Below are 18,775 nucleotides of genomic sequence, written 5' to 3' on the forward strand. Positions count from 1 at the left end.
GCCTCTTTCGTTCCTTGCTCGTCGAGCGACCTCGCCGTGCTCCAGTCCTCGCTCGAATTCGATGCCGCCGCCAACCGCGCCGACGCGGCGGTCTACCGCGTGCTGCATGCCGGCCGGCGGGCCGATGCGGGCCATCACGACGAGCTGCTGCAGGAGAGCGGCCAGTCGCTGCGGCCGGCGTGGCGGCGCTTCTTCGGCCTGCTCGGCGACGCGGGCGCGGACGGTGCCGCCGGGCTGAACCGTCGCGCCGAGCAGGTGGCGCAGCAGATCCACCGCAACGGCGTCACCTACAACGTCTACGGCGCGGGCGGCGCAGGCCAGCGGCCGTGGTCGTTGGGGCTGCTGCCCATGCTGATCGAGCCGGCCGACTGGCGCACGATCGAAGCCGGCGTCGCGCAGCGCGCGCGGCTGCTCGAGGCGATGCTGGCCGACTGCTACGGCGCGCAGACCCTGCTGCGCGAAGGCCTGCTGCCGCCGGCGCTGGTGCTCGGCCATCCGGGCTGGATCGGCGCGCTGCACGGCGTCGAGCCGCCCGGCGGCGTGCGGCTGCACCTGGCCGCGTTCGACATCGCGCGCGGCCCCGACGGCGCGTGGTCGGTCGTCTCGCAGCGCACGCAGGCGCCTTCAGGCCTGGGCTACGTGCTGGAGAACCGGCTGATCGTCTCGCGGCAGTTCCCGGAAGCCTTCCGCGAACTGCGCGTCGAGCACCTCGCTTCGGGCTACCGCGCGCTGCTGGACACGCTGCTGCAACTCGCCGCGCCGCTCGCCGCCGCCGACGGCTGCGGCACGCCGCGCCTCGCGCTGCTGACGCCGGGGCCGTACAACGAGACCTACTTCGAGCAGGCCTACCTCGCGCGCTACCTCGGTCTGTCGCTCGTCGAAGGCGGCGACCTCACCGTGCGCGACGAGCGCCTCTACCTGAAGACGGTGCAGGGCTTGGCGCCGATCCACGGCCTGCTGCGCCGGCTCGACGACGCCTGGTGCGACCCGCTCGAGCTGCGCGCCGATTCCGCGCTCGGCGTGCCGGGACTGCTGCAAGTGGTGCGTGCCGGCCGCGTGGTGGTGGCCAACGCGCTCGGCGCCGGCTTCCTCGAATCGCCCGGCGTGCAGGGCTTCCTGCCGGCGATCGCCGAGCGGCTGTTCGGTGAAGGCCTCGCGCTGCCGGCGCTGCCCACCTGGTGGTGCGGCGAGCAGGCGGCGTGGGACGCGACGCGCGACGCGCTCGGCGAGCGCGTGATCCGCCCGACCTACCCGGCCAACACCACCGCCGGCGCCCCCGCGCGCAGCTTCGAGCCGCTGATCGGCGCGACGCTCGATGCGGCCGAGCGCGCCGCCTGGCGTGCGCGCATCGATGCCGACCCCGACGCGCACACCCTGCAGCGCGACCTGAAGTTCTCGCAGACGCCGTGGTGGGAGTGCGGGCTGTTCCAGCCGCGCACCGCGATGCTGCGGGTCTATGCGATCGCCGAGCCGGGCGGCCACGGCCCGCGCGACTTTCGCGTCCTGCCCGGCGGCATGACGCGCATCGGCACGCGCGACCCGCACATGGTCTCGATGCAGCACGGCGGCGCGAGCCTGGACACCTGGGTGCTGCGCGACGGACCGGTCGACACCTGGTCGATGCTGCCGCAGCGGCTGCGGCCCGAGGAGATCGCGGCGCAGCGCCGGCCGGTCGCGAGCCGCACCGCCGAGAACCTGTTCTGGATGGGCCGCTACACCGAGCGGTGCGAGCACCTGGTGCGCCTCGCGCTGTCGACCGCCGCAGTGGTGGACGACGACGCGGACGCGCCCGACGCGCTGCTCGATGCCGTCTCCGAGCTCGCGCGCACCAGCGGCCTCGCGCCCTGGGGCGTGCCCTCGCTGCGGCAATCGCCGCGGGTCTTCGAGCGCTCGGTGGTGCAGGCGCTGGCCGACGCGAAGGAGCAGCACAGCGTCGCCTACAACCTCGCCGCGCTCGCACGCAGCGCCGGTGCCCTGCGCGAGCGGCTGTCGCCCGAACACGGCCGGCTCGTGCGCGCGATGGCGGAGGACTTCGCGCGCCACATGCGCGGCTGCGCGCCGGCGCCCGAGCGCCTGGACGGCGACGACGGCGCGGCCGACGCCGACGCAACGGCGCCCGCCCGCGGCTTCGGCAGCGACGAGCTGCGCAGCGCGCTCGAACACCTCGCGCACCAGCTGGCCGCGGTCACCGGCGCGCAGAGCGACCGCATGACGCGCGACGACGGCTGGCGGCTGATGACCGTCGGCCGGCTGGCCGAGCGGCTGATCGCGATGAGCGGCACGCTCGGCGTGTTCGCCGGAGGCGGCGCGCTGCACGGCGCGCAGGGCTTCGACCTGCTGCTCGATCTGTTCGACAGCACGATCACCTACCGCGCCCGCTACCCGGGCCGGCAGGAGGCGCTGGCGCTGCTCGACCTGCTGGTGCTCGACGAGGCGAACCCGCGTGCGCTTGCCTGCGTGCTGCGTCGCCTGCGCACCGAAGTCGCGAAGCTGCCCGGCGGCGAAGCGATGACCGGCGCGCTGCTCGCGCTGCTGCCCGAGCGCGGCGCGATCCGGCTTCAGGACCTGTGCCGCAGCGACGCGGCCGCCGAGGAGTCGTGCGTGGACGACGCGGCGGTCGTGGCGCTGGCCGAGCGGCTCGGCGCGGCGGGCGAGCGCCTGTCCGACGAGATCGGCCGCTGCTACTTCGCACCCGCAGGTTTCGATGAGCAGCACCTGGCGAGCTGACGCCGCCTCCCGTTGCCGCTTCGCGGCGTTCCACGCCCTCGCAGCGCTCGGGCGGCTCGCCCGGCATTCGGGTGCGCGCAGGCGGACCCTCTCGTGCGGCTCGCCCCGCCGGGAGGGCGCCGCTGGCGGTGCGGCGAAGCCGGGTCGGCGGCGACCGCTGGTGGGGCTTCGCCATGGTTGAGGCTGCCTTGGCGAAGGCCATCGCCGCGCCCGCCGCGGCGGAGCTCGAGGTCGTTCACGAGACGCGCTACCGCTACACGCGGCCCGTCGAATTCGCGCATCACATCGCGATGCTCTGCCCGCGCGACGACGCGCTCGTGCAGCAGCGGCTCGCGTTCGAGCTCGCGATCGAGCCGCCGCCGCCCGCCGTGCGCTGCGAGCTCGACGTGCATGGCAACCGGCGCCATCTGTTTTCGCTCGCCGCGGCGCACGAAGCGCTGACGGTGCGCGCGACGAGCCGGGTGCGCGTCGTGCCGTCGCGCCCGCGCGAGGCCGCGCCCGCGTGGGAAGCGGCGCGCGACGGCTGGCGCTACGTCTCGGGCCGGCCGATCGACGCGGCGGCGTCCTTCGTCTTCGCCTCGCCGCTGGTGCCGATCGAGCCGCGGCTGCGTGCCTGGGCCGCGCCGTCGTTCACCGCGGGCCGGCCGCTCGACGAGGCCGCGATCGAGCTGATGCACCGGCTGCACGCCGAGTTCGACTACGCGCCGGCCAGCACCCATGTCGCGACGCCGCTGATCGACGCCTTCGGACAACGGCGCGGCGTCTGCCAGGACTTTGCGCACATCCTGATCGGCGCCCTGCGCGCGCTGGGGCTCGCCGCCCGCTACGTCAGCGGCTACCTGCTGACCGAGCCGGCCGGCGCGCCGGCGCGCTTGGTCGGCGCCGACGCCTCGCATGCCTGGATCGCACTCGCGCTGCCGCGCGCGGCCGGCCCGGGCGCGGCAGCGGCGATCGACTGGCTCGAACTCGACCCGACCAACGATTGCATCGCCGGCGCCTCGCACATCCGCGTCGCGCACGGCCGGGACTACGCCGACGTGACGCCGCTGCGCGGCGTGATCCGGGGCGGCGGCCGGCACGTGCTGGAGGTCGGCGTCGCGACGCGCCGGCTCGGATGACGAGGGCCCCATGGTCGATGGCATGGACTCTGCTAACCACCTTCGCGTGCAGGAGACGACGATGAGCTACGACGAGATGCACGATCGCGAGACGCTCGTTCGCGAGCATTACGCGGGGTATGCCCGCTGGCTCGAGCAGCAGTCGAACGAGGCGATGAACGGTCGCCGCGAAGAGGCGGAGATGATCTTCCGCCGCGTCGGCATCACCTTCGCCGTGTACGGCGCGAAGGACGAGGACGCGAACGGGGCCAAGGAGGGCACCGAGCGGCTCATTCCCTTCGACCTGATTCCGCGGATCATTCCCGCGCACGAATGGCGAGAGATGGAGCGCGGCCTCGCGCAGCGCGTCACCGCGCTCAACCGCTTCATCGAGGACGTCTACCACGGCCAGGAGATCCTCGAGGCCGGCCTCGTGCCGCGCGAGCAGGTGCTGCACAACGCTCAGTTCCGCCCCGAGATGATGGGCGTCGACGTGCCGGGCAAGGTGTATTCGCACATCGCCGGCATCGACATCGTCCGCGCCGCGAACGCCGACGGCTCCGGCAGCTACCACGTGCTCGAAGACAACCTGCGCGTCCCCAGCGGCGTGAGCTACATGCTCGAGAACCGCAAGATGATGATGCGGCTGTTCCCCGAGCTGTTCAGCCTGCATCGCGTCGAGCCGGTCGCGCACTACCCCGACCTGCTGCTCGACACGCTGCGGGCGGTCGCCCCCAGCGGCGTCAACGAGCCCACGGTCGTCGTGCTGACGCCGGGCGCCTACAACTCGGCCTATTTCGAGCACGCGTTCCTTGCGCAGCAGATGGGTGTCGAGCTGGTCGAGGGCCAGGACCTGTTCGTGAAGGACGACCACCTGTACATGCGCACGACGCAGGGGCCGCGCCGCATCGACGTGATCTACCGCCGCGTCGACGACGACTTCCTCGACCCGAAGGCCTTCCGGCCGGACTCGACGCTCGGCTGCGCGGGGTTGCTCGACGTCTACCGCGCCGGCAACGTCAACCTGTGCAATGCGGTCGGCACCGGCGTGGCCGACGACAAGTCGATCTATCCGTACGTGCCGAAGATGATCGAGTTCTACCTCGGCGAAAAGCCGATCCTGCACAACGTGCCGACCTGGCAGTGCCGCGAGGCCGGCGACCTGCAGTACGTGCTCGCGCATCTGAGTGAGCTGGTCGTCAAGGAGGTGCATGGCGCCGGCGGCTACGGCATGCTGGTCGGCCCGGCCGCGAGCAAGGCCGAGATCGCGGCATTCCGCGAACAGCTCGTCGCGAGCCCGAGCAACTACATCGCGCAGCCGACGCTTTCGCTGTCGACCTGCCCGACCTTCGTGGCGAGCGGCGTCGCGCCGCGCCACATCGACCTGCGGCCCTTCGTGCTTTCGGGCAAGACGGTGCAGATGGTGCCGGGCGGGCTCACGCGCGTCGCGCTGAAGGAGGGCTCGCTGGTCGTCAACTCGTCGCAGGGCGGCGGCACGAAGGACACCTGGATGCTCGAGGGCGACGATGCGCCGGCGCCGGCCCGGGCGCCATCGCAGTCGCAGTCGCAATCCCAGTCGCTCTGAGGAGGCCGCCATGCTGTCGCGCACCGCCGATCACCTCTATTGGATGGCCAGGTATACGGAGCGGGCCGAGAACACCGCGCGCATGCTGGACATCAACTACCAGACCTCGTTGCTGCCGCAGTCGAGCGAGGCGGCCGAGCAAGGCTGGCGCGGCCTGCTGTCGATCAGCGAGCTGACGCGCGACTACCACGCGAAGCATGCGGGCCTCGCGCAGCGCGAGATCATGGGCTTCATGGTGCGCGACGAGTCCAACCCGTCGAGCATCCATTCCTGCCTGCGCGCGGCGCGCGAGAACGCACGCGCGGTGCGCGGCACGCTGACCACCGAGGTCTGGGAAACCGCCAACACGACCTGGCTCGAATTCAAGCGACTGCTCGCGCGCGGCAGCTTCGAGCGCGACCCGAGCGAGTTCTTCGAGTGGGTCAAGTTCCGCTCGCACCTTTCGCGCGGCGTCACCTACGGCACGATGCTGCAGGACGAGAGCTTCCACTTCCTGCGGCTGGGCACCTTCCTCGAACGCGCGGACAACACCGCGCGGCTGCTCGACGTGAAGTTCCACGGCGCGCGGCCGATCCCGCCCGGCAGCAGCGGCGACTACTTCGGCACGCTCCAGCACACCGAGCCGCTCGAGATCGACTTCTATTACTGGAGCGCGATCCTGCGTTCGGTCTCGGCCTTCGAGATCTATCGCAAGGTCTACCGCAACGTGATCCAGCCGGAGAAGGTCGCGGAGCTGCTGATCCTGCGCCGCGACATGCCGCGCTCGCTGCTGGCCTGCATGGAGGAGGTGGTGTCCAACCTCGGCTACGTCGCCAACGAGCACAGCGGCGAGACCCAGCGCCGCGCCGGCCGGCTGCGCGCCGACCTGCGCTTCGGCCGCATCGACGAGATCCTGGCGACCGGCCTGCATGCCTTCCTGACCCAGTTCCTCGATCGCGTCGGCGACCTCGGCGTGGGCATCAGCCGGGACTTTCTCGTGCCTGTGTGAACTTCTCGAGCAGGGCTTTCGACGTCGGCGCCATCGGGTCCGAGACGTCGATGTCGGCGAGGAAGGGCTCGACGACGGCGATCACGTCCATCTGCCGCGCCGCAGCGGCGCTGAGCGCCGGTACGGCGCCGGCGGTCTTCGAGGCGGTGGCTTGCTCAGGCATTCGAGGGTCCTCCCTGCTGCGATGACGATGGGCCCGCGTTCGGCGGGAAGGGCGACTCGTTTTCCGCCTTGAAGCGTTGCAGCAGCTCGCTGGCACGGTTGAACACCGGCAGGTAGTCCTGCAGACGCTGCGTCTGGGCGTTCAGCGCCGCGTACGCCGTCGTCGGTGCCTCCAAGCCTTGCTGCCTCGCCAGGTCGTGGAAGCGGTTGACGATGGCGTCGAACGTCGCGGGCTCCTCGTGTTTGAGCGCCTGAACGTAGGCCTGCACGTCCGTCGCGGCCGGGCCTTCCTGGTCGGCTGTGACGAACTTCGACGAAAGACCCCGCAGCGCCGTACCGATGGCGCGGGTCAGGTCCTCGTGCGGGCGCTGCTGCGCCGCCAGCGCATCCATCGCGGCCCTCGACCTCTCGCTCGGGCTGCCCCGGCTGAGCTGATCGAGCTCCGCGTCGATCTGCGCGATGCGATCGAACGAATGCTGAACCGCCGCGACCATCTCCTCGCGACATTCGATGCGGGCCGCCGCGAGGTTCGTAACGAGCTGCACATCGATCGTGCTCAATTTCTTGTCCAGGCGTTCCACGTCGCGCATGGCCGCCCTCATGCGTTGCGCGGGGGTTTGGGGCAGCTCGCCGCGAGCGCGCGCGTCGTCGATGTCGGCTTGCAGCAGCGCCCTTGCCTCGGCAACGTTTCGTGCGCGCGGGCTCTGGCTCGGCGACTCCGAAGCGTCCTTCGGCGTCTGTGCCCCGGCCTGCTCGCCATGCTCGTCGACGTAGCGCTGCGCACGCAGCAGCTCGGAGGCACGAATCAGCTGCCCGGCGGTTTGCTCCAGTTGCTGCAGCAGCGCCGCAGGCGCCTCCATCTGCATGGAACCGCGGCCGCGGGCACCCGCCGCGAGCGCGGTGTTGATCTCCTTGCGCGTGAGGCCGATGTCGGATGCGCCGTCGGCCCGAGAAATCGGCTGCGTGAAACGCATGCTTCCCGTGTCCGGCCCGAGCAACTGCGGATCGAGAGGCAGCCGATCCGTGCGCATCGAGCCGCCGGGCAGCTGCTCCATTTGCCGACTGATCGGCAACCTGGGCCCTTGACCTCCGGGGGTGCCGGCCGAGTACTTTTCGTGAACGGGGTCGTTACGCGGGCCAACTGGTGGCGTGTTCCGCTGGGAGTCGCGCCGCGAATCATCGAGCGGACGGTCGGACTCGAACCCGTCGTCCATGCCTTCTTCAGCGCCTTCGTCGATGCGCTCGAGCGGCGGCCGGCGGTGGGCGCGGGCGGCGGCGTCGTCCTCCGCAAGAGCGTTCCGCTGGGAGGCAAGCGCTTGCAACTGGCCCGACCACGGCACGTAGTTGAACAGGATGTAGGTCGTCAGCACCAGTTGGTTCTTAAGCTCGTCGACGAAGCCCCGGGCGCGTGGATCGCTGATCGCGGTCGACTCCGGCATCTTGAAACCGAGGGTGCCGAAGAGGCGTCCGAGGTTGTAGATGGCGACGCGCGTGGCGGTCTGGTCCAGCTGGCGCCGCTGCGCAGCTACCGACGGTGGTGAGAACTCGAACTGGAACACTTGACGGATACGTTCTTGGTCGTCGCCGACGGCCTGGCGGCGCGCGATCACGTCGAGTTCGGTCGGGCCGTACATGTCGAGGATCTCGGGCACGGTGTGGAAGACCGTGTTCGAGAGCGCACGCAGCAAGTCCGGCCCATTGGCGCCGGGCACGCCGGCACCGGCCGCGGCCCCTGCGTAGTCATAGGCGATGTTGAACACCTGCTGCTGGAAGGAGTAGCGCGCAGACTGGAACATCAAGGGCCCCTGCCTCACGAGGCCGCGGTCGGGGTTCGCTTCGTCCGCTTGACGCAGATCTTGCGGCGTGTGGACCGAGACGAAGCTGAACATCGGCGAGAGAAAATCACGCATCACCGAATAGATCTCGTTGCGCCACATGCCCGCGGTGAAGTCGGCGAGATCGTTCCTTTCGATGTTGGGCAAATGGCCGGCATCTTTGGCCATGGACATCGCCAGAAGGGTCGTCGGCACGCCGGCGAGTACGACGGCGGTCCCGACAGTCGCCGCTTGGAAGACGGCGTTCGCGTTGTAGTTGGGATGCTGCGTGCCGGCATACCCATGGCCCGTCTGCTCCGGGGTGAAGCGCTGCGCGCGGGACCTCATCACATACGCGCCAACGGCTACCCGAGTGAAGCCGATCGCCACCAATGCGCCGGCCATGCCTTGCTGGAATTCGGGATCGTTCCTGGCTCGCTGGCCGATGTATTGCGACGCGATCTCGGCGGTGAACCGGGCCACGCCGGTCGAGAGCGTCTGCTGCAGCGTGTGCCCGAGCACCGGCAGCAGGTTGTGCGCGCGGGTGATGTTCGGACCGAGGAGCGCGTCGGTCACGGTGGCTGCCGAGCGCCCGACCCACGCCACGCCCTGTCCCACCGGGCCGTTGGCGGTCGCGCGTCCCGCGACCATCGCGCCTCGTCCCAGCGCCGCGGCGCCACGACCCAGCGCGGCGGCGCCGCGCCCTGCCGCGCGCCCGACTTCGGCGGTCAAGTCGTTCGCGGTGCGGCGCAGAAGACCGGGTGGTCCCGCGGTCGTCGTGGTCGTCGTTGTCTGCGGGGTGCGGTTGGGATCGGGGTTCTCGACGTCGTACCGGGGCCCCCGGCCGGTGCTGCCGCCGATGCGTGTCATGCCTGCACCTCTTCGCTCGCAGCGGGTGCGCCTTGCACGCTCTGCTGGAGGTGCAGCGACTCGCGCAGCGTGCGGACCAGACGCGCGAGCATGCCGAGCACCTGCACCGCGGCGTTCACCTCGAGCTCGGCCGGGCGCAGCGCGACCGAAACGAACACGACGTCGGAGCCCACCGAGAGGCCGAAGCTGGGCGCGGCCGGCCCGCTCAGCAGCATCTGCACCTCGAGCAGCCGGCGCAGGATGGGCGCCGCCTCGACGTCGCCTGCCGGCAGGCTGCCGAGGGGCACCTGGAAGAGCAGATCGGACTGCGGCGCGGTCAGGCTCGGATGGATCGCGACGATGACGTCGTCGAGCATCAGCGCACTGGCTTCGATGGCGGCTTGCGGGTCGCTCATCCCGCCCAGGCGGCAGAGCTCGGTGAACCAGGGTACGAACGACGCGGGGATGGGCATGGAAACCTCCTGACGAAAGTCCATGCTGCCGGCCGCGGCAGCGTGCCGCGCATCCAAACCGAAGCGGCGTCCGACCGCGCGAAGTCGGCGGCGGCGCGCCGGCAGGCGCTGGCCCGGCCCCGCGCCGCCCGGCCTACTTGAGCGGCGCTCGCGACTGCCCGTAGCGTCCGACGAGCTGTCCGGTCGCGATGACGTGGCCCTTCGCCGCCGCGAGCACCTGGTCGCGATCGGCACCGGGCGGCACGTCGAGCATGGTGTCGAGCGCAAGCACCTGGAAGTGGTAGCGGTGCGCGGCGTCGCCGACCGGCGGGCGCGGGCCGTAGTAGCCCGGCGAGCCGCGGCTCGTCCTGCCCTGCAGCATGCCTTCGGGCTCGGTCAGCCGAGGCTGTTCCTGCAGGCCCTCGGGCAGCTGCGTGCTTGTCGCGGGAATGTTCCAGGCGACCCAGTGCACGAACGGCGTGATCGGCTTTGCATCGGGGTCCTCCATCACGATCGCGTAGCTCTTCGCGCCGGGCACCGGCGTCCATTGCAGCGCGGGCGAGACGCCGTCGGCGTACTCGCTGTGCCGGGCGGGCATCTCGGCGCCGTTGCCGAAGCTCCACGACCGCACGGTGATCGTGCCGCCGCTCGGCATGCCCGTCTGCGCCCGCGCTTCCTCGCGCTCGCGCGTGAGCGGCACGCCGAGCCCCTTGCGCGTCTGCTGCTGCATCGCGGTCGCCGGCGGGCCAGACAGGGGCGCCTGTGCGCGCGCGTCGGTGCCGGCGTAGGCGATGCGGTAGATCACGCCGTTGCCGTCGTCGGCCATCAGCATCGAGCCGTCGCCCGCGATCGCCAGGCCCACCGGCCGTGCGATATGCGTGCGGCCGCCGTCGGTCAGGAAGCCGCGCACGAAGGGCTCGATGCCGGCCGGCTTGCCGTCGCGAAAGCGCACGCGAACGATCTCGTAGCCCGACGGCGCGCTGCGGTTCCACGAGCCTCGCATCGCGACGAAGGCGTCGCCCGCGTACTCGGCTGGCAGGCCCGCACCGCGGTGGAACGCCATCTGCATCGGCGCCGCATGCGCGGTGTAGCCGAGCGTCATCGGTGCGCTTTGCGCCTTCCATCGCTCCTTGGTGATCTCGCCGACCGGCGTGGTCGGCGGGTTGATGGCGCCGTCGGCGTACACGTGCGGCCAGCCGTACTGCTTGCCGGCTTCGATCCGGTTCAGCTCCTCGGGCTGGATGTCGTCGCCGAGGAAATCGATGCCGTGGTCGAAGCCCCACAGCTCGCCGGTCTGCGGCTGCCAGTCGAAGCCGATGGTGTTGCGCAGGCCGGTCGCGAAGATCGTGCGGCTCTTGCCGTCGGGCGACACGCGCAGGATCGTCGCGTTCTCGGGGTTGCTCTCGTTGCAGGCGTTGCAGGTCGAGCCGACGCTCAGGTAGAGCATGCCGTCGGGGCCGAAGGCGATCGTGCGGTTGGGGTGCTGGCCCGAATCGGGCAGGTCGCCGAGCAGCATCGTCGCGGGGCCGAGCGTGCCGTCGGGCTTGATGTCGGCCGCGAACAGCTCCTTCACCGTGACGAGGTAGAGCCTGTTGTCCTTGATCGCAAGGCCGTGCGCGCCGGGCCGCGAGATCACCTGCACCGGCTCGCCGTCGGCACGGCCGTCGCGGTCGGCGTCCTTGAGCAGCAGCACGTCGCCTTGATCGCGGCGGCTCACGTAGACATAGCCGTCGCGCGAGATCGCAAGGATGCGCGGGTTGCGCAAGCCGGTCGCGAACGGCGCGATCGTGAAGCCGGGCGGCAGCTGCAGGCCGCGCAGCGCGGCCTCGCTCGGGCCGACCTTGGCCGGCTTGAACACGTTTGTGCTGATGGCGGCGCGCGTGCCGTCGCCTTGCTGCGCGAGGGCAGGGAGGAACGCGCCGGCGAGGGCGGCCGTGCAGAGTGTCGCGAGGCGGGCAGGCAGACGATTCATGGCGGTCTCGTTCAATACGACGCGAGCGTTTCGGCAAGCCCGGTGCCTGCCCGCATGGCCCCCGGGCACCGGACGAGGCAAGATCGCCGCGGATGAACGCTCTAGCCCCACGGCTCGGCATCGAGCTGCCCATCGTCCAGGCGCTGATGGCCGGCCTGCAGCTCGCGGCGCTGCCGCTCGCGGTCGGTGCGGCCGGCGCGCTCGGCTCGCTGCCCGCGGCGCTGCTCGATGCCGCGACGCTGAAGCGCGAGCTCGACGTGCTGCACGCTGCCGGCCGCCCCTACAACCTCAACTTCTTCTGCCATGCGCCGCCCGTCGACGACCCGGCGCGCGAAGACGCTTGGCGTGCCGCGCTGGCGCCGCACTACGCCGCCCTCGGCCTCGACATCGCCGCGGCGAAGCCCGGCGCGTTGCGCCAGCCGTTCGACGACGTCGTCGCCGATCTCGTCGAGCCCTACCGCCCGCGCATCGTCAGCTTCCACTTCGGCCTGCCCGAGGCGCGGCTGCTCGCGCGCGTGAAGGCCTGGGGCGCGTTCGTGCTGTCCTCGGCGACCACGATCGCCGAAGCCCGCTGGCTCGAAGCGCACGGTGCCGACGCGGTGATCGCGCAAGGCCTCGAAGCCGGCGGGCACCGCGGCATGTTCCTGACCGACGACCTCACCACGCAGCAGGGCACGTTCACGCTGCTGCCGCAGATCGTGCGCGCGGTGCGCGTGCCGGTGATCGCGGCCGGCGGCATCGCCGACGCGAACGGCGTGCGCGCCGCCTTCGCGCTGGGCGCCTCCGCCGTGCAGGCCGGCACCGCCTACCTGCTCAGCGACGAGGCGACCACCGCACCGGTGCACCGTGCCGCGCTCATGAGCGAGGCCGCGCGCCACACCGCGCTGACGCGGCTGCACAGCGGCCGGCCCGCGCGCGGCATCGTCAACGGGCTCACCCGCGCGTTCGGCCCGATGCACCCGATCGCACCCGACTTCCCGCTCGCCTCGCGCTCGCTCGCGACCTTGCGCGCCGCGGCCGAGGCACAAGGGATCGGCGACTACTCGCCGCTATGGAGCGGGCAGTGCAACGACGCGCTGCTGGCGCGGCCGGCGGCCGAGATCACGCGGGGGCTGGCCGAAGGATGGCCGGGCTGACTCACGCGTTGCTCGTCGACCTCACCTCGTCGATCGTCGTCAGGCCGAGCAGCACCTTCTCGATGCCGTCCTGGCGCAGCGTCGCCATGCCTTCGGCGAGCGCCTGGGCCTGAAGCTCTTCGGCGCGCGCGCCGGTCTGGATGAGCCGGCGCAGCGGGCGGCTCACCGTCATCAGCTCGTGCAGGCCGAGGCGGCCGCGGAAGCCGCTCTGGCCGCAGGCGTGGCAGCCGGCCGCGTGGTAGTGCATCAGCCGGCCTTCGCGGCCGTGGCGGGCGAGCCAGTCGAGCTTCAGCGAGGCGCGGCGTTCGTCGTGCTGCGCGTCGTTCTCCGCCGGCGGCAGCACCGCAAGGTGGTCGCCGAGCAGCTCGTCGAATTCGTCGTCGGTCATCGGCCGCGAGCTCTTGCACTCGTTGCACAGCCGGCGCACCAGCCGCTGCGCCAGCACCAGCAGGAGCGAGTCCGCGAAGTTGAACGGGTCCATGCCCATGTCGAGGAGGCGGGTCACCGTCTCGGGGGCGCTGTTGGTGTGCAGCGTCGAGAGGACGAGGTGGCCGGTGAGCGAGGCCTCGATCGCGATCTGCGCCGTCTCCTGGTCGCGCACCTCGCCGACCATGATCACGTCCGGGTCCGCCCGCAGGAAGGCACGCAGCGCTTTCGCGAAGGTCCACTCGATCTTCGGATTCACCTGCACCTGGCGCAGGCCGGGCTGGGTGATCTCGACCGGGTCCTCGGCCGTCCAGATCTTGCGTTCCGGCACGTTGATGTGGCTCAGCGCGGAGTGCAGCGTGGTGGTCTTGCCGGAGCCGGTCGGGCCCACGCACAGCACCATGCCGTAGGGCCGCTCCATCGCGGCCTTCAGGCGTTCGAGGTTGCGCGACGTGAGGCCCAGCTTGTCGACCGGCACCGGCTTGGCCGAGGCCAGCAGGCGCATCACCACGTCTTCGAGGCCGTTGTTGGTGGGGATCGTCGCGACCCGCAGTTCGAGCTTGTGCGCGGCCGAGAACTTCGCGAAGTTGATCTTGCCGTCCTGCGGCTTGCGGCGCTCGGAGATGTCGAGGTCGCACATGATCTTGATGCGCCCGACCATCGCGTTGCGGTAGGTGTGCGGCAGCTCGAGGTAGGGCTTCATCACGCCGTCCTTGCGGAAGCGGATCTTGAGCTTCTCCTTGCCCGGGTGCGTCTCGATGTGGATGTCGGAGACGCCTTGCTGGTGCGCCTCGATGATCATCGTGTGGATCAGGCGCACGAGCGAGTTGTCGCTCTGCTCGATCTGCTTCTCGCTCAGTTCGTGCTTGTGCGCGGCATCGGCGTTCTCGCGTTCGAGGCTTTCGAGCAGCTTGCCGGCGTCGAAGGCGTCGAAGTCCACCGTCGACGCCTCCGTGGCGCCGGCCGCTTCGAGGCCGATCTTGCGGTAGGCCTGCGGCACTGTCGCGGCGATGTCCGCCTGGCGCGCCAGCACGGGGACGATCTTGCACTGGCTCACCATCGCCAGCTCGTCGAGCACGGCGCGCTGCGTCGGGTCTTCCATCGCGCAGACGAGCGTCGCCTCGCGCAACAGCAGCGGCAGCACGTTCAGCCGCTGCGCCGCGGCAGGCGGCAGCTTCTTCAGCGCCTCGGGATCGACCGCGAAGTTCGCGGCGTCCACGACCGGGTAGCCCATCTTGCGCGCCAGCGCGGTCTGCAGGTCCTGCCGCGAAACCCAGCCCAGCCGGATCAGCAGCTCGCCGATCGGCACGCTGCGGTCCTGCTTCTGCTGCGCGAGCGCGTCCTCGAGCTGCCTGGCGTTGATCAGCTTCAGCGCGATCAGCGCCTCGCCGATGCGCATCATCGGCATCTTGCTCTGCTGCTCGATCGCGGTCAGCAGCTGGGCCGGCGAGACGATGTTCTGCGTGATGAGGATGTCGCCGAGCTTGCGCTCGCGCATCTGCGATTGCAGCTCCATCGCCTGCTCGACCTGTTTCGGCGTCGCGGCGCGCGCTTCGACGAGCACCTCGCCGAGCTTGGGGCCGAGCTCGCGCGATTCGATGCTCTCGGCCGGCACGAAGATGCGGGTGACGCGGCCGGCGTCGTCGAGCGGCGGGAACAGGAAGAGGCCGTAATCGGTCTCGACGTGGCCGATCGTTTCGCCTTCGAAAAGCTCGGCGTTCTTCAGCGCGATGCGAAAGCGCGTGCGCGGGCGCTGCGCGAGTTGCGCGAGGCGCGGGTCGCCGCCGTCGCTTGCCTGCGGCGCGAGCGGATCGACCAGCGCCAGCGTGCGGAACTGGCCGAACTGCAGCGTCAGCGTCGTGCGTGCCGGCGGCACCTGGACGTTGGCCGCGCGCTCGTCGGGCACGAACTGGATCAGCCGCGCGTGCAGCAGCTTGCCGTTCAAGCCGGCGATCACGCAGGGCAGCGCCTCGGTCTGCTCGCTCGCCGGCGGGTAGCCGACGAAGGGCGGCGTCGGCCAGCCGAAGCTCGCGTGGCGCAGCTTCGAGGAGGCCGAGGCCTCGTCGCCCGAAGGGTCGGTCGCAACGATGCTCAGCGGAGGCGTCGACAGGTCGGTCATGGCGCGAAAGCACAGCCGCAGGCGAACCAGCCTGCCGCCGTATCCTAGGCAGCGACTTCCTTCGGCAAAGGCTGCAATTGAGCGGTGATCGGCCGCCAGTTCACGCCGCACGATGCGCCCTGAGATGACGACCTGGCAGTTCTGGATCGACCGCGGCGGCACCTTCACCGACGTGATCGGCCGCGCACCCGACGGCGCGCTGCACACGCTGAAGCTGCTGTCTGAGAACCCCGGGCAGTACGCCGATGCGGCGGTCGAGGGCATGCGGCGGCTGTTGCGGCTCGAGCCCGGCGCACCGATCACGCCGGCCGAGGTCGAGTGCGTGAAGATGGGCACGACGGTCGCCACCAACGCACTGCTCGAACGCAAGGGCGACCGCACGCTGCTCGTCACCACGCGCGGCTTCCGCGACGCGCTGCGCATCGCCTACCAGGCGCGGCCCAAGCTGTTCGAGCGGAACATCGTGCTGCCCGAGCTGCTGTACGAGCGCGTGGTCGAGGCCGACGAGCGCGTCGGCGCGCACGGCGAGGTGGTGCTGCCGCTCGATCGCGAGGCGCTTCGTCCGGCGCTCGAAGCCGCGCACGGGAGCGGCATCCGCGCGGCCGCGATCGTGTTCATGCACGGCTGGCGCCACGCCGCGCACGAGCGGGCGGCCGCCGAGCTGGCGCGCGAGGTCGGCTTCACGCAGGTGAGCGCGAGCCACGAGGTGAGCCCGCTGATGAAGCTGGTGTCGCGCGGCGACACGACGGTGGTCGACGCCTACCTGAGCCCGATCCTGCGCCGCTACGTCGAGCAGGTCGCGCAGCAGATGCCGGGCGTGCGGCTCTTCTTCATGCAGAGCAGCGGCGGCCTCACCGAGGCCCATCGCTTCCAGGGCAAGGACGCGATCCTGTCGGGCCCGGCCGGCGGCATCGTCGGCATGGTGCGCACCGCGGTGGCGGCAGGCCACACGAAGCTGATCGGCTTCGACATGGGCGGCACCAGCACCGACGTGAGCCACTACGCCGGCGAATTCGAGCGTGCCTTCGAAACGCAGGTGGCCGGCGTGCGCATGCGCGCGCCGATGATGAGCATCGACACCGTGGCCGCCGGCGGCGGCAGCTTGCTCACTTTCGACGGCGCGCGACTGCGCGTCGGGCCGCAGAGCGCCGGCGCCCACCCGGGGCCGGCGAGCTACCGACGCGGCGGGCCGCTCGCGGTGACCGACGCCAACGTGCTGCTCGGCAAGCTGCAGCCCGCGCACTTCCCGAAGGTGTTCGGCCCGCGCGGCGACGAGCCGCTCGACCGCGAAGTCGTCGCCGCGAAGTTCGACGCGCTCGCCGCCGAAGTGCGCCGCGCCACCGGCCGCGAGGCCACCGCCGAATCGATCGCCGAAGGCTTCCTGCAGATCGCGGTGCAGAACATGGCGAACGCCATCAAGCGCATCTCGGTCGCGCGCGGCCACGACGTGACCCGCTACACGCTTCAGTGCTTCGGCGGCGCCGGCGGGCAACACGCCTGCGCGGTGGCCGATGCGCTGGGCATGCAGCGCGTGTTCGTGCACCCGCTGGCCGGCGTGCTCTCGGCCTACGGCATGGGTCTGGCCGACCGGATGGCGATGCGCGAGGCGAGCATCGAGCGCTCGCTCGATGCCGCGGGGCTGCAGGCCGCCGAGGAGCGGCTCGCGCAGCTTGGCGCGGCGGCTTGCGAGGAGCTCGCGAGCCAGGGGGTCGCGCGCGCGGCGATCGAGCTGCGGCGCCGGGCACACCTGCGCTACCAAGGCACGGATACCGCGCTGGTGCTGCCCTTCGGCGCGGCCGACGCGATGCAGCGCGACTTCGAGGCCGGCTACCGGCGCCGCTTCGCCTTCCTCATGCCGGACCGCTCGCTGGTGATCGAGGCGGTGTCGGTCGAGGCCGTCGGTGCCGGCGAACGCCACGACACCGCAGCCGCCGCCGCCGAGCCCGCGCCGCAGCGGCCGCCGCGCGACGCCGACGTGCGGCTGTACAGCGGCGCGCGCTGGCACGACGCCGCGCTTTTCGTGCGCGAGACGCTGCCGGCCGGCGCGACGATCACCGGCCCGGCCATCGTCGCCGAACGCAACGCGACCACCGTCGTCGAGCCCGGCTGGCAGGCGGTGCTGAAGGCGGGCGGCGCGCTCGAACTGGTGCGCGTCGCCGCACGCGAGGCCCGGCACGCCGTCGGCACGCAGGCCGATCCGGTGTTGCTCGAGGTCTTCAACAACCTCTTCATGAACATCGCCGAGCAGATGGGGTTGCGCCTGCAGAACACCGCGCACTCGGTGAACATCAAGGAGCGGCTCGACTTCTCCTGCGCGCTGTTCGACGCCGAAGGTGCACTGATCGCCAACGCGCCGCACATGCCGGTGCACCTGGGCTCGATGAGCGAGTCGATCCGCACGGTGATCGAACGCAACCCGTCGATGCGGCCCGGCGACGTGGTCATGCTCAACGACCCGTACCACGGCGGCACGCACCTGCCCGACGTGACGGTCGTGACGCCGGTGTGGATCGATGCCCCCACGCTCGCTCCGCTCGCTGCCCCTGGAGCGGTCGCGTTTCGGACCGGGAGACCCGGATCCGAAGCCGATCGCGTCGACCCGAAGCCGAGCTTCTACGTCGCGAGCCGGGGCCACCACGCCGACATCGGCGGCATCACGCCCGGTTCGATGCCGCCGTTCAGCACGACGATCGCCGAAGAGGGCGTGCTGTTCGACAACTTCCTGCTGGTGCGCGACGGCCAGATGCGCGAGGCCGAGCTCCTCACCCGTCTGAACGCCGGCGAGCACCCGGCGCGCAACCCGGCGCAGACGGTGGCCGACCTGCGCGCGCAGATCGCGGCCAACGAGAAGGGCGTGCAGGAGCTGCGCTCGATGGTCGAGCAGTTCGGCCGCGAGACCGTGGCGGCCTACATGCGGCACGTGCAGGACAACGCCGAGGAATCGGTGCGTCGCGTGATCACCGCCTTGAACCTGGTGCCCTCACGCACGCCCGAAGGCGTGCTGCCGTCAGAGGGGGCGGGCCTCGCTCGGGCGAAGCCCTCGACGCGGCCGAACGGCGCCTTCGAGCTGCCGCTCGACAACGGCGCGCGCATCGTCGTAAAGGTGACCGTCGATGCGCAAGCACGCGCCGCGACGATCGACTTCACCGGCACCAGCGCGCAACTGCCGAGCAACTTCAACGCGCCGAAGGCCGTGACGATGGCCGCGGTGCTCTACGTCTTCCGCACGCTGGTCGACGACGAGATCCCGCTCAACGCCGGTTGCCTGAAGCCCATCGAGGTGGTCGTGCCCGAAGGCTGCATGCTCAACCCGCGCCACCCGGCGGCGGTGGTGGCCGGCAACGTCGAGACCAGCCAGCACGTGGTCGACGCCCTCTATGCCGCGCTCGGCATCATGGCGAACGCCCAGGGCAGCATGAACAACTTCACCTTCGGCGATGAGGATCGA

General features: G+C 71.1%; 11 protein-coding genes. 6 read left to right on the forward strand and 5 right to left on the reverse strand.

Annotated elements, in window-relative coordinates; genetic code table 11:
• Positions 1–36: 36 nt before the first annotated feature.
• The 4 genes from VFR90_RS09855 (at position 37) to VFR90_RS09870 (ending at position 6,397) form a co-directional block, all read left to right on the forward strand.
• On the forward strand, positions 37–2,727 hold the full coding sequence (locus tag VFR90_RS09855; protein WP_326405952.1) for a circularly permuted type 2 ATP-grasp protein: 2,691 nt from the start codon (positions 37–39) through the stop codon (positions 2,725–2,727).
• A gap of 173 nt (positions 2,728–2,900) precedes the next feature.
• Entirely contained in the window at positions 2,901–3,845 is a 945-nt protein-coding gene (locus VFR90_RS09860; RefSeq protein WP_414676518.1) for a transglutaminase family protein, read from the forward strand.
• A gap of 61 nt (positions 3,846–3,906) precedes the next feature.
• A complete protein-coding gene (locus VFR90_RS09865; protein ID WP_326405954.1) occupies positions 3,907–5,409 on the forward strand; it encodes a circularly permuted type 2 ATP-grasp protein in 1,503 nt (500 codons plus the stop codon).
• Positions 5,410–5,419: 10 nt separating this feature from the next.
• Positions 5,420–6,397: an alpha-E domain-containing protein gene (locus VFR90_RS09870; RefSeq protein WP_326405955.1), complete on the forward strand. Its 978-nt coding sequence runs from the start codon at positions 5,420–5,422 to the stop codon at positions 6,395–6,397.
• Here the strand turns inward: VFR90_RS09870 and VFR90_RS09875 are convergent.
• From VFR90_RS09875 to VFR90_RS09890, 4 genes are all read right to left on the reverse strand, one after another.
• Positions 6,369–6,560, reverse strand: a complete 192-nt coding sequence (locus VFR90_RS09875) for a hypothetical protein (RefSeq protein ID WP_326405956.1) — start codon at positions 6,558–6,560, stop codon at positions 6,369–6,371. The two genes, VFR90_RS09870 and VFR90_RS09875, sit on opposite strands and share 29 nt — an antisense overlap.
• Complete coding sequence (locus VFR90_RS09880) at positions 6,553–9,243, reverse strand: hypothetical protein (protein ID WP_326405957.1); 2,691 nt, start codon at positions 9,241–9,243, stop codon at positions 6,553–6,555. Before VFR90_RS09880 ends, VFR90_RS09875 begins: the two co-directional genes overlap by 8 nt.
• Positions 9,240–9,695 carry a type III secretion system chaperone family protein gene (locus tag VFR90_RS09885; RefSeq protein ID WP_326405958.1) on the reverse strand — a complete coding sequence of 152 codons (456 nt, stop codon included), beginning with the start codon at positions 9,693–9,695 and terminating at the stop codon, positions 9,240–9,242. The genes VFR90_RS09880 and VFR90_RS09885 overlap by 4 nt, the downstream gene beginning before the upstream one ends.
• 133 nt (positions 9,696–9,828) lie before the next feature.
• Positions 9,829–11,646: a YbhB/YbcL family Raf kinase inhibitor-like protein gene (locus VFR90_RS09890; RefSeq protein ID WP_326405959.1), complete on the reverse strand. Its 1,818-nt coding sequence runs from the start codon at positions 11,644–11,646 to the stop codon at positions 9,829–9,831.
• Between the two features lie 92 nt (positions 11,647–11,738).
• On the opposite strand from VFR90_RS09890, the gene VFR90_RS09895 reads away from it, so the two are divergent.
• Positions 11,739–12,782, forward strand: a complete 1,044-nt coding sequence (locus VFR90_RS09895; RefSeq protein ID WP_326405960.1) for an NAD(P)H-dependent flavin oxidoreductase — start codon at positions 11,739–11,741, stop codon at positions 12,780–12,782.
• A gap of 1 nt (position 12,783) precedes the next feature.
• Here VFR90_RS09895 and VFR90_RS09900 read toward each other — a convergent pair whose 3' ends face one another.
• On the reverse strand, positions 12,784–15,327 hold the full coding sequence (locus tag VFR90_RS09900) for a GspE/PulE family protein (RefSeq protein WP_326405961.1): 2,544 nt from the start codon (positions 15,325–15,327) through the stop codon (positions 12,784–12,786).
• A gap of 124 nt (positions 15,328–15,451) precedes the next feature.
• On the opposite strand from VFR90_RS09900, the gene VFR90_RS09905 reads away from it, so the two are divergent.
• Positions 15,452–18,775: hydantoinase B/oxoprolinase family protein (locus VFR90_RS09905; protein ID WP_326405962.1), on the forward strand; the 3,324-nt coding region annotated here is incomplete at its 3' end.

This window comes from Methylibium sp., assembly GCF_035762065.1.
Lineage (GTDB): Bacteria > Pseudomonadota > Gammaproteobacteria > Burkholderiales > Burkholderiaceae_C > Methylibium.